Raw genomic sequence first — 12,746 nt, 5'->3', positions numbered from 1 at the left:
GGGGGGCGAGCGTGTCAACCAAGGTTGACACCCACCAAAGCCGGGCGGCTCAGACCTCCCGATCCAGCAGCGAGCCCAGCATCTGGTCCTGGCGGCGGATCACCGTGGCATTGGCGGCGAAGGCCACCACTTCGGCTTTCGCTGCCAGCAGATCACCCAGTGGTGCACTGACATCGGCGCCGGTAGGGGTCACCGCGGCCTGTACCCCGCCCTGCTCCACCGCACTACGCTGCAGCTGCAGGCGCTGGGCATCGGGAGTCGCCAGGTTGGCCACGTTGTGCGCAGCCACCTGCACGCCCTGCTGGGCCGCGCGCATCCCGCTGAGGGCGATTCCCATCACGTTGTTCATGGCGGTCTCCGGGCCGCTCCGCGCAGCCCTCCGGACCGGTTAACGGCCGGCGGGCCGCGACCTTGAGTCCACATCGGCCCGACAGGCCCGAGTGGTAGCATATCCCTCTGATTTCAGCGCCTTTTGCCAATGCTCAGTTTTTTCCGCCGCAAGAAGCCCCAGGATGCCCCCGCAACGGAGGCTCCCAAGACCCAGCACTACTCGGCTGAAGAGCTGGCGGCGGCGTTCCCGTCGACCGCGCCGGTCGAGGACAAGGAGCCGGCACCGGTAGCCGTACCGGCCGAGCCTGCACCAGTCGAGCCGCCACCGGCAGCCGCCGTTCCGGTCGCTGTCGAGCCCACCCCGGTGATTCCGACCCCAGCCGCACCGGTTCCGGCAGCTCCTGCGCCGACGGCGCAGATCGACGTCGCCCCCATCGCGACCCCGGCCATCGAACCGGCACCCGCACCGGTGCCTGAGCCCTCCCCGGCACCGGTACCGGCCACCGACGACCTGCCGGCCGCCGCCTCGGTCGATGCCGTGCCTGCAACTGCCGGCAAGCCCGGCTGGCGCGAACGCCTGCGCAACAGCGTCATCGCGCGCAGCTTTGGCGGCCTGTTCTCGCGCAACCCCAAGCTCGACGACGACCTGCTGGACGAGCTGGAAACCGCATTGATCACCGCCGATGTCGGCGTGGGTGCCACCACCGATCTGGTCGAGGGCCTGCGCAAGCGCATGAAGGCGCGCGAGTTCGCCGATGCCAACGCCCTGCTGGCCGCACTGCGCAGCGAACTGATCGCAATCCTGCAGCCGGTGGCCAAGCCGCTGGTGATCGACCGCAACGCCAAGCCCTTCGTGGTGCTGACCGTCGGCGTCAACGGCGTCGGCAAGACCACCACCATCGGCAAGCTGGCCAAGCGCTTCAAGGATGAAGGCCACAGCCTGATGCTGGCCGCCGGCGATACCTTCCGTGCCGCCGCCGTGGCCCAGTTGCAGGCCTGGGGCGAGCGCAACGGCGTGGCCGTGGTCGCGCAGGGACAGAACGCCGATGCCGCTTCGGTGGCATTCGATGCGCTGCAGGCCGGCAAGGCCCGCGGCACCTCGGTGCTGATCGCCGATACCGCCGGCCGCCTGCACACCCAGTCCGGCCTGATGAACGAGCTGGGCAAGATCCGCCGTGTGCTCGGCAAGATCGACCCCACCGCACCACACGAAGTGCTGATGGTGATCGACGGCACCACCGGCCAGAACGCGCTGTCGCAGCTGCGCCAGTTCAATGCCGCGGTGAACGTGACCGGCCTGGTGGTGACCAAGCTGGACGGCACCGCCAAGGGTGGCGTGGTGTTCGCGCTGGCCCGCGAGTTCGGCATTCCGATCCGCTTCGCCGGCATCGGCGAGCGCCCGGAAGACCTGCGCGTATTCGACCCGGAAGCCTTCGTCGACGCCCTGCTGCCCGAAGCGCTGGGCGGTTGATACACCGTGCAGCCACGCATGGCGTGGCTCTACTGCGCTCCGGGCCACGCGGGGTTCATCGCGGCGGCACCCACCACAGTAGAGCCACCCCATGGGTGGCTGCCCACCTCCGGAATACCGATGCCCCGCCAGCCGCACGCCAGCGCCGGAACCGCGCAGACCGACGACTTCGTCGCCCGCCTGCTGCACTGGTTCGACGACCACGGTCGCCACGATCTGCCCTGGCAGCATCCGCGCAGCCCCTATCGGGTCTGGTTGTCGGAAATCATGCTGCAGCAGACCCAGGTGAACACGGTCATCCCGTACTTCCAGCGGTTCCTGCAGCACTTCCCGATCCTGCCCGACCTCGCTGCCGCCAGCAACGACGCGGTGATGGCGCAGTGGGCGGGGCTCGGCTACTACGCCCGCGCACGCAACCTGCACGCGGCAGCCAAGCGCTGCGTCGAACTGCACGACGGCGACCTGCCACGTGACTTCGACGCGCTGCATGCCCTGCCCGGCATCGGCCGCAGCACCGCCGGTGCGATCCTCAGCCAAGCCTGGAACGATCCGTTCGCGATCCTCGATGGCAACGTCAAGCGCGTGCTCAGCCGTTACCACGGCATCGACGGCTTCCCGGGCCTGCCGGCCATCGAGAAGCAGTTGTGGGCGATGGCCGAAGCACACGTGGCGCAGGTGCCGAATGGGCGCATGGCCGACTACACCCAGGCGCAGATGGACCTGGGCGCGACCGTGTGCAGCCGCGCCAGACCCGCCTGCGTGATCTGCCCACTGCAGGACGCGTGCGTGGCGCGCCGCGAAGGCCGCACTGCCGAACTGCCGACGCCCAAGCCCAGCAAGACCCTGCCCGAGCGCGAAGCAGTGGCCCTGCTGCTGCGCGACGCCCAGCAGCGCGTGCTGCTGCAGAAGCGACCGGACACCGGCATCTGGGCGCAGCTGTGGACGCTGCCGCAGGCCGACGCCGGCAGCGTGCTGCAGGACTGGTTCGATGCCCATGTCGACGGCTCGCTGGAAGATGCCGAAGAGCTGCCGGTACTGCAGCACACCTTCAGCCACTACAAGCTGCATCTGCAGGTACTGTCGCGCCGGGTGAACGGCCTGCGCGTGGAAGAACCCACGCTGCGCTGGGTCGCCAGCGACGAACTGCCCGCGCTGGGCCTGCCGGCGCCGATCCGCAAACTGCTCGACGGCGCCACGATCAAGACGCCGAAACGAACTACCAAGAAACCCCGCAACCACGAGTGAGTGCCATGCCCCGAACCGTCTTCTGCCAGTACGAACAACGCGATGCCGAAGGTTTGGACTTCGTGCCCTACCCCGGCGAGCTGGGCCAGCGCATCTTCAACAACATCGGCAAGCAGGCCTGGGCCGCATGGCTGGCGCACCAGACCATGCTGATCAACGAAAACCGCCTGTCGCCGCGCACGCCGGAACATCGCGCGTTCCTTGAAGGCGAACTGGTCAAGTTCCTGTTCGAGAAGGACGCGGAAAAGCCGGCAGGCTTCACCCCGGAAGCCTGACGCACAGGTAGTGCCGGCCGCTGGCCGGCAACCTGGCATCTGCGCGATGCCGGCCAGCGGCCGGCACTACCGCGCTATTTCGTGTTTTCCTCGCGCTCCTGCACCTGCGCCTGGCGCAGCTCCTGCTCCGACGTGCGCAGCGCCTTCACGTCCAGCTTGCGGATTTTGTCGATGAAACATGGCATGCGCGGGCCGCCCGTGGGGTCGCGCACCAGCACCTTGTCGAAGCGCGCCGAAACACGATTCATCTGACTGGTCAGGCCGATGGCCGTGGCATATGGCAGGTCCTGGCACGCCCCCCTCAATTCCAGCAGATAGGCCTCACTGGGACGCGTCCATACCGCCAGCGCGCTGTCGCCCAGTTCGGTCCAGCCATTGAGGGTGCCGAAGAACTGCATGTCGTTCTGCGGCGCACCGGCGTGGGCACGGTAAAGGTCAAGCTTCTCGGCGCTGCTGAGCCGGCCGGTGGTCGCGCAGGCGGCCAAGGCCAGGCAGAGTCCGGCCATCAGGATCGGGGTCTTCATGGCGATCTCCTCGGGGAACTGTCGCCATCATGCGCCTGGGCCGGCAGTGCCGGCGCGACGACCGGCAGCCCCATTCAGGCGCCGGTCGGCGGTCGACCAAGGTCGGCCTCTACCAAAGCAGACCCAAGGCTCCGGATTCCGGTAGTCACCAACCTTGGTTGGCGCTTGCCCTACAGGAGCAGCCGACCAAGGTCGGCTTCCACCAAAGCGGGCCCGGCGCCTCAGACGTCGGCGTGGGCCAGTGCGTGCAGGCGCCCTTCGCGCAGCTCCAGCACCCGGTCCAGGCGGCGCGCCAGGCTGCGGTCGTGGGTGACCAGCACCAGGCTGGTGTGGCGCGCACGATTCAGTTCCAGCATCAGCTCGAACACCGTGGCCGCCGTGCGGTCATCCAGGTTGCCGGTCGGCTCGTCACCGAGCACGCAGGCCGGGTGATTGACCAGTGCTCGTGCCACCGCAGCACGCTGCCGCTCGCCACCGGACAGCTCGCCCGGCTTGTGGTCCAGGCGATGGCCGAGGCCGACCGCTTCCAGCAGCGTGGTGGCCCGGCTGCTCGCCTCGGCCACCGCGGTGCCGGCCAGAAGCACCGGCATCATCACGTTTTCCAGCGCCGTGAACTCCGGAAGCAGGTGATGGAACTGGTAGACGAAGCCCAGCGCCTGGTTGCGCAGCAGGCCACGCGCGGTGTCCGACAGCGCCGACATGCGCTGGCCGGTCACATAGACCTCGCCGGCGGTCGGAATGTCGAGGCCGCCCAGCAGGTGCAGCAGCGTGCTCTTGCCGGCGCCGGAGGCGCCGATGATCGCCACGGTTTCGCCGGCGGTCACGGTCAGGCCCAGGCCATCGAACACCGGGGTCTGCATGCGCCCTTCGGCGTAGGTCTTGCCCAGTGCTTCGGCGCGGATCACCTCATCGCCGCGGTTGAAGACCTTATTCATAACGCAGGGCCTCCGCCGGCTGGGTGCGTGCTGCCCGCCAGGCGGGATACAGGGTGGCCAAGAAGCTCATCAGCAGCGCGACCACGGTGATCGCCACCACGTCGCCGGTCTGCATGTCGGTCGGCAGGCCGGTGATGTAGTACACATCCTCCGGCAGCAGCTTGACGTTGAACACGCTCTCGATGGCGCCGAGGATGCGCTCCAGGTTGAGGGTCAGGGTAATGCCGCCGATCAGGCCGGCCAGCGTGCCGAAGATGCCGATCAGCGAACCCTGCACCATGAACACCTGCATCACCCCGCCCGGGGTCAGGCCAAGGGTGCGCAGGATGGCGATGTCGGCCTGCTTGTCGGTGACCAGCATCACCTGCGACGAAACAAGGTTGAAGGCGCCCATGGCGATGATCAGCGACAGCAGGATGCCCATCACCACCTTCTCCATGCGCAGCGAGTGGTAGAGGTTGGCGTTCTGCTGGGTCCAGTCACTCACGCGGTACGCGCCACCAAGGTTCTGCGCCAGGTCCACACCCACTTCCAGCGAGCGGTCCATGTCGTGCAGTTTCAGCCGCACGCCGGTGGCACCATCGCTGCGCAGCACGCGCTCCAGATCCTTCATGTTGGCGAAGCCGACGCCGCGGTCGACCTCGTTGTAGCCGGCCTCGAAGGTGCCGCTTACGGTGAAGCGTTTCATTCGTGGCACCGCGCCGGCAGGCGTGCCCTGCACTTCGGCGAACGTCACCAGTACCTGATCACCCACGTCCACGCCGAGCCAGATCGCCAGCTCCTTGCCCAGCAGCAGGTTGAAGCTGCCCGGCGTGAGGCTGTCATAGCTGCCCTTGGTGACCTTCCTGTCGATCACCGAGACTTTCGGCTCCAGCGCCGGATCGATGCCCTGGATGATCGCACCCTGCACGCGCGGGCCGCTGATCATCGACTGGATCTCGATGTACGGCGCGGCACCGGCCACGCGCGGATCCTTGCGGGCCACATCGACCACGCGCATCCAGTCCGGCATCGGCTCGCCGTCACGGCTGATGGTGGTGTGGGCGGTCATCTGCAGCAGGCGGCTGCGGATTTCCTTCTGGAAACCGCTCATCACCGCCAGCGTGGTGATCAGCACCGTAACGCCGAGCGCGATGCCCAGGATCGATGCCATCGAGATGAAGGAGATGAAGCCGTTGCGGCGCTTGGCGCGCAGGTAGCGCAGGCCAATGGCCACGGGAATGGGTTTGAACATGCAGGCACGCCGGTCAATTCAGCTTATGGTGCCATCGACCGGGGCCTACGGGAAACGCCGCGTGCGGCCACGGCCAGTCGCAGTTCACGTCGCTGCCCGGAATCGAGCACATCCGGCCAGAACAGCAGGCGCCGGCGGCGCCTATCCTCACGCCAGAGCAACAACAGCCATGGGCCACGCACGATCAGTTGTGGTGCATCGGCGTCCTGCCCGGCCACCTGCAGCGGCTCGGGTGGTACCGGCAGAAGCACCTGCACGCGTGGCCTGCGCTGGCACCAGGCCAGTTCAGCCAACCCGATGACCCAGGCCAGCACCACCGCGGGCATCAGCAACCGTGAAGGCAGATCCGATGCGCGCAGCAGCCAGGGCGCAGCCAGCAGCACCGCCAACTGGGCGGCGGCCTGCAGCCGCGAGGGGCGCCACTCAAGGCTTGAGGGCGAGGATCTTCTGCATGAGGGGGATCGCGTGCGCATGCGGGCAGGCCTCATAGCCCATGAACCAGCGCCACAACTTATCGTCCTCGCAGTCGAGCAGGAACAGGAAAACCTCGCGCTCTTCGGTCGGCGCAGTGCTCCATTCACGGTCCAGGTAACGGCCGAACAGCTGGTCCAGCTCGCGCATGCCGCGACGGCAGCGCCAGCGCAGCTTCTTCAGCAGAACGTCTTCTTCCATCATGTTTCTCCAGATACAGCAAAGCCACGCATGGCGTGGCTCTACTGGGGTGGCAAAGCCACGCGTGGCGCGGCTGTACCGGGTACGGCCAGAGCCGATCAGGCGCGGCGTTCCATCATCAGCTTCTTGATCTCGGCGATCGCCAGCGCCGGGTTCAGGCCCTTCGGGCAGGTCCGGGCGCAGTTCATGATGGTGTGGCAGCGGTACAGCTTGAACGGATCTTCCAGATCGTCCAGGCGCGCACCGGTGTCCTCATCGCGCGAGTCGATGATCCAGCGGTAGGCCTGCAGCAGGATCGCCGGGCCCAGGTAACGCTCGCCGTTCCACCAGTAGCTCGGGCAGCTGGTCGAGCAGCAGGCGCACAGGATGCACTCGTACAGGCCGTCCAGCTTCTTGCGGTCTTCCGGCGACTGCAGGCGCTCACGGTCCGGCGGTGCCGGGGTCTGGGTGCGGATCCACGGCTTGATCGACGCATACTGCGCGTAGAAGTGGGTCAGGTCCGGAACCAGATCCTTGACCACGTTCATGTGCGGCAGCGGGTAGATCGGCACTTCCTTCTTGCCGCAGTCCGAGATGGCTCGGGTGCAGGCCAGGGTGTTGGTGCCGTCGATGTTCATCGCGCACGAACCACAGATACCTTCGCGGCAGGAGCGGCGGAAGGTCAGGGTCGGGTCGATCTCGTTCTTGATCTTGATCAGGGCGTCCAGGACCATCGGGCCACAGGCGTCCAGATCAACTTCATAGGTATCGGTGCGCGGGTTGCTGTCGTCGTCCGGACTCCAGCGGTAGATCTTGAAGGTGCGCACGTTCTTGCCGCCGTTCTTGACGGGGAAGTGCTTGCCCTTCGTGATCTTGGAATTCTTGGGGAGTGAAAACTCGGCCATGGCTGCTCTCGTTGGCTCAGGCGGCCCGCGCCCGTGGGCGCGGATTGCATGGTAGGCGGGGTCGGATCAGTACACGCGCGGCTTCGGCGGCACTACGGACACGTCGTCGGTCAACGTGTACATGTGCACCGGACGGTAGTCGAAGCTGCACTTGCCCTTCTCGTCGACGCTGACCAGGGTGTGCTTCTGCCAGTTGACGTCGTCGCGGTCCGGGAAGTCCTCGTGCGCATGCGCGCCGCGGCTTTCCTTGCGCTGTTCGGCCGAGTTGATCGTCGCCACCGCGTTGAGCAGCAGGTTGTTCAGCTCGTAGGTCTCGATCAGGTCCGAGTTCCACACCAGCGAACGGTCGGAGACCTTCACGTCCTGGAACGAGTCGAAGATCTTGTCCATCTTCTCGCAGCCTTCCTTCAGCGTCTGGCTGGTGCGGAAGACCGCCGCGTCGGCCTGCATGGTGCGCTGCATGCGATCGCGGATGACCGAGGTCGGGGTATCGCCGTTGGCGTGGCGCAGCTTGTCCAGCAGGCCCAGCGCCTTGTCGCAGGCATCGGCCGGCAGCGGCTTGTGCGATGCGCCCGGCTTGATGGTCTCGGCGCAGCGATTGGCCACCGCACGACCGAACACCACCAGGTCCAGCAGCGAGTTCGAGCCCAGGCGGTTGGCGCCGTGCACCGACACGCAGGCCGCTTCGCCGATGGCGTACAGGCCCGGCACCACGGCATCGGGGTTGTCGCCGACCTTGCGCACGACTTCGCCGTGGTAGTTGGTCGGGATGCCGCCCATGTTGTAGTGCACGGTCGGGATGACCGGAATCGGCTGCTTGTGCACGTCGACGTCGGCGAAGATGCGGGCGCTTTCAGCGATGCCCGGCAGCTTCTCGTCGATCACGCCCGGGCCGAGGTGGGTCAGGTCGAGCAGGATGTGGTCCTTGTGCTCGCCGACGCCGCGACCTTCGCGGATCTCGATGGTCATCGAACGGCTGACCACGTCGCGCGAGGCCAGATCCTTGTAGTGCGGTGCGTAGCGCTCCATGAAGCGCTCGCCGCTGCTGTTGCGCAGGATGCCACCTTCACCGCGGACACCCTCGGTGATCAGGCAGCCGGCGCCGTAGATGCCGGTCGGGTGGAACTGCACGAACTCCATGTCCTGCATGGCGATGCCGGCACGCATGGCCAGGCCGCCACCGTCGCCGGTGCAGGTGTGCGCCGAGGTGGCGCTGAAGTAGGCACGGCCGTAGCCGCCGGTGGCCAGCACCACGCCCTGGGCGCGGAACAGGTGCAGGGTGCCGTCGGACATGTCCAGGGCCAGCACGCCGCGGCAGGCGCCTTCATCGTCGAAGATCAGGTCGAGCGCGAAGTACTCGATCATGAAGCGCGCGTCGTGCTTCAGCGACTGCTGGTACAGGGTGTGCAGCATCGCGTGACCGGTACGGTCGGCCGCCGCGCAGGTACGCTGCGCCGCCGGGCCTTCGCCGTACTTGGTGGTCATGCCACCGAACGGACGCTGGTAGATCTTGCCTTCGGCGGTGCGCGAGAACGGCACGCCGTAGTGTTCGAGCTCGATGATGGCCGGGATGGCCTCACGGCACATGTATTCGATGGCGTCCTGGTCGCCCAGCCAGTCCGAACCCTTGATGGTGTCGAAGAAGTGGTAACGCCAGTCGTCCTCGCCCATGTTGGCGAGCGCGGCCGAGATACCGCCCTGGGCGGCAACGGTATGCGAACGGGTCGGGAAGACCTTGGTCAGGCACACGGTCTGCAGGCCCTTGGCGGCCAGGCCGAACGTGGCGCGCAGGCCGGCACCGCCGGCGCCGACCACGACCATGTCGTACTTGTGTTCGGTGATCTTGTAAGCGGACATCTAATCTGGATTCCTGTGTTGGTGCCTGGGCTCAGGCAACGCCGAGGGCGATGCGGCCCACCGCAAACACACTGACGATCATGCCGAGCACGGCGACGAACTTCACCGCGGTCTGCAGCACCAGGGCCAGCAGCGATTCGTGGATGTAATCTTCCAGCACGACCTGCATGCCGAGCTGCGCGTGCCAGAACATGGCGATCAGCAGGCCGATCAGCGGCACGGCATTCCACGGCTTGGCCACGGCAGCGGCGGCGGTCGCGTAGTCCGAGCCCAGCAGGCTCAGCACGAAGACCAGGAACCAGATGCCCAGCGCCACCAGGGCGGCGGCGGTCAGGCGCTGGTGCACGAAGTGCTCGGTGCCGGTCTTGGCCGAGCCCAGGCCGCGCACGCTCTTCAACGGGGTACGGAACTTGCTCACGCGGCACCTCCGAACATCACATAGGCCCACACCAGCAGGGTGATCACCAGGCTACCGATGACCGACAGCCAGCTGCTGCGGATGAAGGCGGGGATGCTGAAGCCGATGGCGAAGTCCTGCACCACATGGCGGATGCCATTGCACAGGTGATAGGCGAACGACCATGTCCACGCGAACAGGAACACGCGGCCATACCAGGCCCCGGCATGGCCGGTGAAGCAGTTCCAGGACTCGGGCCCCATCATCAGGGCCAGCAGGCCGGCGGCGATGATGAGGGCACCAACAGACAGAAAGACGCCAGTGGCTCGATGCAGGATCGAGGTGGCCATCTGAATCTGCCAGCGATACACCTGAAGGTGCGGGGAAAGTGGGCGTTGTCTGGTCGCCATTCGCTGGGCTCGTTGTCTCGGCTGGGCGGCACGCGGCCGCGTTGGCTCAATGCTGATCAGAAATCGATGCAGCGTCCGTTTTTCTCCCAATCGCCGTACCGCACCGGATCAAGTCCGCCGCGGCCGCCGAATTCCTCTGCTTTTTCCTGTTCCACGGGCACGGGTGCCGCGGGGACCAGCGGGGCTTCAGATTCGTCGTCGGGAGTGGGGGTTGTTTGGCCTATCATGTTCGGTCTCGCAACGCACAAATTTTAGACCTCGTTCACGTGCCTGACAACCTGCCCCCTGCTTTCGTCGGATATCCGCGCCTGCCCGGCCACCAGCTGCTGAGCCTGCAGGGCGCGGATGCGGCCGTTTTCGCCCACGCCCAGTTCAGCAGCGACGTCACCGCCCTGCCCCTGCTGCACTGGCAGTGGAGCGCCTGGTTGAGCGCCAAGGGCCGCACCCTGGCAGTGTTCCAGCTGCTGCGGCTGGCCGAAGACCACGTGCTGCTGGTGTTGGCCGACGGCAATGCCGATGCGATTGCGCCGCAACTGCAGCGCTTCGTGTTCCGCCGCAAGGTGAAGGTGCTGGTGCGCGATGATCTGGCGGCGGCCGGGGCATTCACTGCGCCGGAGGCCGCCAGCGGCGCCGCAATTGCGCAGGCCGCAGGTGATGGCTGGGAACTGGACCTGGGCAGCGATGCCCTGCCGCGCACCCTGCGCATCGGCGCCGCCGATGCCTTTGCGGCCGGCAGCGAAACCGATGAGGCCGCTTTCGCCCTGGCCTGGCGCCAGGCCGACCTGCGCTACGGGCTGCCGCGGCTGGAAGAAGGCCAGCGCGAGGTGTGGACCCCGCAGCAGCTGGGCCTGGACCGTCTGAACGGCTACAGCGTGAAAAAGGGCTGCTATCCCGGCCAGGAAATCGTCGCCCGCACCCACTTCCTCGGCAAGGCCAAGCGCGCGGTGCAGCTGCTGCATACCGCGGCACCGGCGCAGGCCGGCGATGGCGTGCAGCAGGACGGCGCGGCGCTGGGCACGATCGCCTGCGTGGCCGGCGACCTGGCACTGGCGGTGCTGCCACTGGAGGCCGGTGATGCTGACCTGCAGGTGGGTGATGCCATCGCGCAGCGCGTGCCGTTGCTGGATGGATTGGCACGCTGAAGCAGGTTGGTGGGGATCTGCACTGGTGGGTGCGGACCGTTGGTCCGCACGCCTGAAATGGTAGTGCCGGCCGCTGGCCGGCAACCAAGCACGGTTGAGATAGCCGACCAGCGGCCGGCCCTACCCCTTACAGGCGCTCGCCGGTTTCCGCGCTGAAGAAATGCAGGCCCTGCGGGTGGATCGCCACGCGGATCTGCTCGCCCACCGCCGGCAGCGTCTGCGGCGCCACGCGCATGGTCAGCGCATGCTGGCCGCTGCTCAGATTGACGAAAATTTCGTTGCCGACCGGTTCAATGCCTTCGATGCGCGCGGTGAACCCATGCGCATCATCGGTGGCCGCCGGCTGCAGGTGTTCCGGACGCACGCCCACCGCAATCGGCTTCTGCAGCCAAGCCGGATCGATCGTGGCCTGGCCCAGCGGTGCACGCCACTCGCCGTCGACCACGGTCACGCCACCGGCATCGCCCTGCAGCGTGCCACGCAGCACGTTCATCGCCGGGCTGCCGAGGAAGCCGGCCACGAACAGGTTGGCCGGGCGGTCGTACAGCGCCATCGGCGTATCGATCTGCTGGATGATGCCGTCCTTCAGCACCACGATGCGCTGGCCCAGGGTCATCGCTTCAACCTGGTCGTGCGTCACGTAGATCATGGTGGTGCCCAGCTTGCGGTGCAGCTGCGCGATTTCGGTACGCACGCTGTGGCGCAGCTTGGCATCCAGATTGGACAGCGGCTCATCGAGCAGGAACACCGCCGGCTCGCGCACCAGCGCCCGGCCCAGCGCAACACGCTGGCGCTGGCCACCGGACATCGCCTTGGGCAGCTTGTCCATCATCTCGGTCAGGCCCAGGGTCTGCGCTGCTTCGGCGATGCGCTTGTCGATGGTCGCCTTGTCATGGCCGCGCAGCTTCAGGCCGAAGGCCAGGTTCTCGGCCACGGTCATGTGCGGGTACAGCGCGTAGCTCTGGAACACCATGGCGATGTCGCGATCCTTCGGCGCCACGTCGTTGACCACGCGGTCACCGATGGTCAGCGTGCCGCCACTGATCTCCTCCAGGCCGGCCACCATCCGCAGCAGGGTCGACTTGCCACAGCCGGACGGTCCGACCAGCACCATCAGCTCGCCATCGGCGACCTCGAAGCTGGCGTCCTTCACCGCGACCTGGCCGTTGTCATAGACCTTGCGCACACCCTGCAACTGCACTTTTGCCATATCACCTATCCGGTCCGCCCGAAGCCGGGCTGTCTTTTGGGACTGCCTCGGCCCTCCCGATGGCAGTGATGATTGCGCGCCTGCCGCATGACGGCGAGCACTGCAATCGAATACAGTTGCCCATTCTGCCATGTAAACGTTTTCACGTGGCACTATCCGA

16 protein-coding genes are annotated in these 12,746 nt (G+C 66.8%); 4 read left to right on the top strand and 12 right to left on the bottom strand.

The window, feature by feature from the left end:
* Nucleotides 1–49: 49 nt before the first annotated feature.
* Nucleotides 50–349: a hypothetical protein gene (locus tag CKW06_RS09755; RefSeq protein ID WP_024958611.1), complete on the bottom strand. Its 300-nt coding sequence runs from the start codon at nucleotides 347–349 to the stop codon at nucleotides 50–52.
* A 129-nt stretch (nucleotides 350–478) separates the two neighbouring features.
* Here CKW06_RS09755 and ftsY point away from each other — a divergent pair, with 129 nt between their 5' ends.
* The 3 genes from ftsY to CKW06_RS09740 all read left to right on the top strand — a co-directional run bounded on the left by ftsY (nucleotide 479) and on the right by CKW06_RS09740 (nucleotide 3,321).
* Nucleotides 479–1,801: a signal recognition particle-docking protein FtsY gene (ftsY, locus tag CKW06_RS09750; protein ID WP_024958612.1), complete on the top strand. Its 1,323-nt coding sequence runs from the start codon at nucleotides 479–481 to the stop codon at nucleotides 1,799–1,801.
* A 120-nt stretch (nucleotides 1,802–1,921) separates the two neighbouring features.
* Nucleotides 1,922–3,046: an A/G-specific adenine glycosylase gene (mutY, locus tag CKW06_RS09745; RefSeq protein WP_024958613.1), complete on the top strand. Its 1,125-nt coding sequence runs from the start codon at nucleotides 1,922–1,924 to the stop codon at nucleotides 3,044–3,046.
* Between the two features lie 5 nt (nucleotides 3,047–3,051).
* Nucleotides 3,052–3,321, top strand: coding sequence for an oxidative damage protection protein (locus tag CKW06_RS09740; protein ID WP_014036808.1), 270 nt, complete (start codon nucleotides 3,052–3,054; stop codon nucleotides 3,319–3,321).
* Between the two features lie 74 nt (nucleotides 3,322–3,395).
* Here the strand turns inward: CKW06_RS09740 and CKW06_RS09735 are convergent, their stop codons facing one another.
* The 10 genes from CKW06_RS09735 to CKW06_RS09690 all read right to left on the bottom strand — a co-directional run bounded on the left by CKW06_RS09735 (nucleotide 3,396) and on the right by CKW06_RS09690 (nucleotide 10,461).
* A complete protein-coding gene (locus tag CKW06_RS09735) occupies nucleotides 3,396–3,845 on the bottom strand; it encodes a DUF6491 family protein (protein ID WP_024958614.1) in 450 nt (149 codons plus the stop codon).
* A 221-nt stretch (nucleotides 3,846–4,066) separates the two neighbouring features.
* Nucleotides 4,067–4,780 carry a lipoprotein-releasing ABC transporter ATP-binding protein LolD gene (lolD, locus tag CKW06_RS09730; protein ID WP_024958615.1) on the bottom strand — a complete coding sequence of 238 codons (714 nt, stop codon included), beginning with the start codon at nucleotides 4,778–4,780 and terminating at the stop codon, nucleotides 4,067–4,069.
* Nucleotides 4,773–6,014, bottom strand: coding sequence for a lipoprotein-releasing ABC transporter permease subunit (locus CKW06_RS09725; RefSeq protein ID WP_024958616.1), 1,242 nt, complete (start codon nucleotides 6,012–6,014; stop codon nucleotides 4,773–4,775). The genes lolD and CKW06_RS09725 overlap by 8 nt, the downstream gene beginning before the upstream one ends.
* Before the next feature lie 23 nt (nucleotides 6,015–6,037).
* Entirely contained in the window at nucleotides 6,038–6,487 is a 450-nt protein-coding gene (locus tag CKW06_RS09720; protein ID WP_032964741.1) for a hypothetical protein, read from the bottom strand.
* The gene (locus tag CKW06_RS09715; protein ID WP_004153155.1) at nucleotides 6,438–6,686 is read right to left on the bottom strand and encodes an FAD assembly factor SdhE; all 249 of its coding nucleotides are present in this window, start codon (nucleotides 6,684–6,686) and stop codon (nucleotides 6,438–6,440) included. The genes CKW06_RS09720 and CKW06_RS09715 overlap by 50 nt, the downstream gene beginning before the upstream one ends.
* A gap of 98 nt (nucleotides 6,687–6,784) precedes the next feature.
* On the bottom strand, nucleotides 6,785–7,570 hold the full coding sequence (locus CKW06_RS09710) for a succinate dehydrogenase iron-sulfur subunit (protein WP_005409079.1): 786 nt from the start codon (nucleotides 7,568–7,570) through the stop codon (nucleotides 6,785–6,787).
* A gap of 66 nt (nucleotides 7,571–7,636) precedes the next feature.
* On the bottom strand, nucleotides 7,637–9,427 hold the full coding sequence (gene sdhA, locus CKW06_RS09705) for a succinate dehydrogenase flavoprotein subunit (RefSeq protein ID WP_024958618.1): 1,791 nt from the start codon (nucleotides 9,425–9,427) through the stop codon (nucleotides 7,637–7,639).
* 31 nt (nucleotides 9,428–9,458) lie between these two features.
* Nucleotides 9,459–9,845, bottom strand: coding sequence for a succinate dehydrogenase, hydrophobic membrane anchor protein (gene sdhD / locus CKW06_RS09700; protein ID WP_024958619.1), 387 nt, complete (start codon nucleotides 9,843–9,845; stop codon nucleotides 9,459–9,461).
* Entirely contained in the window at nucleotides 9,842–10,234 is a 393-nt protein-coding gene (gene sdhC, locus CKW06_RS09695) for a succinate dehydrogenase, cytochrome b556 subunit (RefSeq protein WP_024958620.1), read from the bottom strand. Before sdhC ends, sdhD begins: the two co-directional genes overlap by 4 nt.
* Nucleotides 10,235–10,290: 56 nt before the next feature.
* Nucleotides 10,291–10,461: a DUF1674 domain-containing protein gene (locus tag CKW06_RS09690; RefSeq protein ID WP_005409075.1), complete on the bottom strand. Its 171-nt coding sequence runs from the start codon at nucleotides 10,459–10,461 to the stop codon at nucleotides 10,291–10,293.
* 39 nt (nucleotides 10,462–10,500) lie between these two features.
* Here CKW06_RS09690 and ygfZ point away from each other — a divergent pair, with 39 nt between their 5' ends.
* Nucleotides 10,501–11,376: a CAF17-like 4Fe-4S cluster assembly/insertion protein YgfZ gene (gene ygfZ, locus CKW06_RS09685; protein ID WP_024958621.1), complete on the top strand. Its 876-nt coding sequence runs from the start codon at nucleotides 10,501–10,503 to the stop codon at nucleotides 11,374–11,376.
* 127 nt (nucleotides 11,377–11,503) lie between these two features.
* On the opposite strand, the gene CKW06_RS09680 is transcribed toward ygfZ, so the two are convergent.
* Nucleotides 11,504–12,586 carry an ABC transporter ATP-binding protein gene (locus tag CKW06_RS09680; protein ID WP_024958622.1) on the bottom strand — a complete coding sequence of 361 codons (1,083 nt, stop codon included), beginning with the start codon at nucleotides 12,584–12,586 and terminating at the stop codon, nucleotides 11,504–11,506.
* Nucleotides 12,587–12,746 lie beyond the last annotated feature (160 nt).

Source organism: Stenotrophomonas maltophilia (assembly GCF_900186865.1).
Lineage (GTDB): Bacteria > Pseudomonadota > Gammaproteobacteria > Xanthomonadales > Xanthomonadaceae > Stenotrophomonas > Stenotrophomonas maltophilia.
Note: the sequence above shows the minus strand (reverse complement) of the source record. Positions and strands in the feature narration are given on the sequence as shown.

What these genes read in the sequence shown, in the direction of transcription:
- mutY (WP_024958613.1), top strand. Translation starts at nt 1,922, where the DNA reads ATGCCCCGCCAGCCGCACGCCAGCGCCGGAACCGCGCAGACCGACGAC.
- CKW06_RS09715 (WP_004153155.1), bottom strand. Translation starts at nt 6,686, where the DNA reads ATGGAAGAAGACGTTCTGCTGAAGAAGCTGCGCTGGCGCTGCCGTCGC.
- CKW06_RS09755 (WP_024958611.1), bottom strand. Translation starts at nt 349, where the DNA reads ATGAACAACGTGATGGGAATCGCCCTCAGCGGGATGCGCGCGGCCCAG.
- CKW06_RS09725 (WP_024958616.1), bottom strand. Translation starts at nt 6,014, where the DNA reads ATGTTCAAACCCATTCCCGTGGCCATTGGCCTGCGCTACCTGCGCGCC.
- CKW06_RS09740 (WP_014036808.1), top strand. Translation starts at nt 3,052, where the DNA reads ATGCCCCGAACCGTCTTCTGCCAGTACGAACAACGCGATGCCGAAGGT.
- CKW06_RS09680 (WP_024958622.1), bottom strand. Translation starts at nt 12,586, where the DNA reads ATGGCAAAAGTGCAGTTGCAGGGTGTGCGCAAGGTCTATGACAACGGC.
- lolD (WP_024958615.1), bottom strand. Translation starts at nt 4,780, where the DNA reads ATGAATAAGGTCTTCAACCGCGGCGATGAGGTGATCCGCGCCGAAGCA.
- CKW06_RS09690 (WP_005409075.1), bottom strand. Translation starts at nt 10,461, where the DNA reads ATGATAGGCCAAACAACCCCCACTCCCGACGACGAATCTGAAGCCCCG.
- CKW06_RS09710 (WP_005409079.1), bottom strand. Translation starts at nt 7,570, where the DNA reads ATGGCCGAGTTTTCACTCCCCAAGAATTCCAAGATCACGAAGGGCAAG.
- CKW06_RS09735 (WP_024958614.1), bottom strand. Translation starts at nt 3,845, where the DNA reads ATGAAGACCCCGATCCTGATGGCCGGACTCTGCCTGGCCTTGGCCGCC.
- sdhC (WP_024958620.1), bottom strand. Translation starts at nt 10,234, where the DNA reads ATGGCGACCAGACAACGCCCACTTTCCCCGCACCTTCAGGTGTATCGC.
- sdhA (WP_024958618.1), bottom strand. Translation starts at nt 9,427, where the DNA reads ATGTCCGCTTACAAGATCACCGAACACAAGTACGACATGGTCGTGGTC.
- ftsY (WP_024958612.1), top strand. Translation starts at nt 479, where the DNA reads ATGCTCAGTTTTTTCCGCCGCAAGAAGCCCCAGGATGCCCCCGCAACG.
- CKW06_RS09720 (WP_032964741.1), bottom strand. Translation starts at nt 6,487, where the DNA reads ATGCGCACGCGATCCCCCTCATGCAGAAGATCCTCGCCCTCAAGCCTT.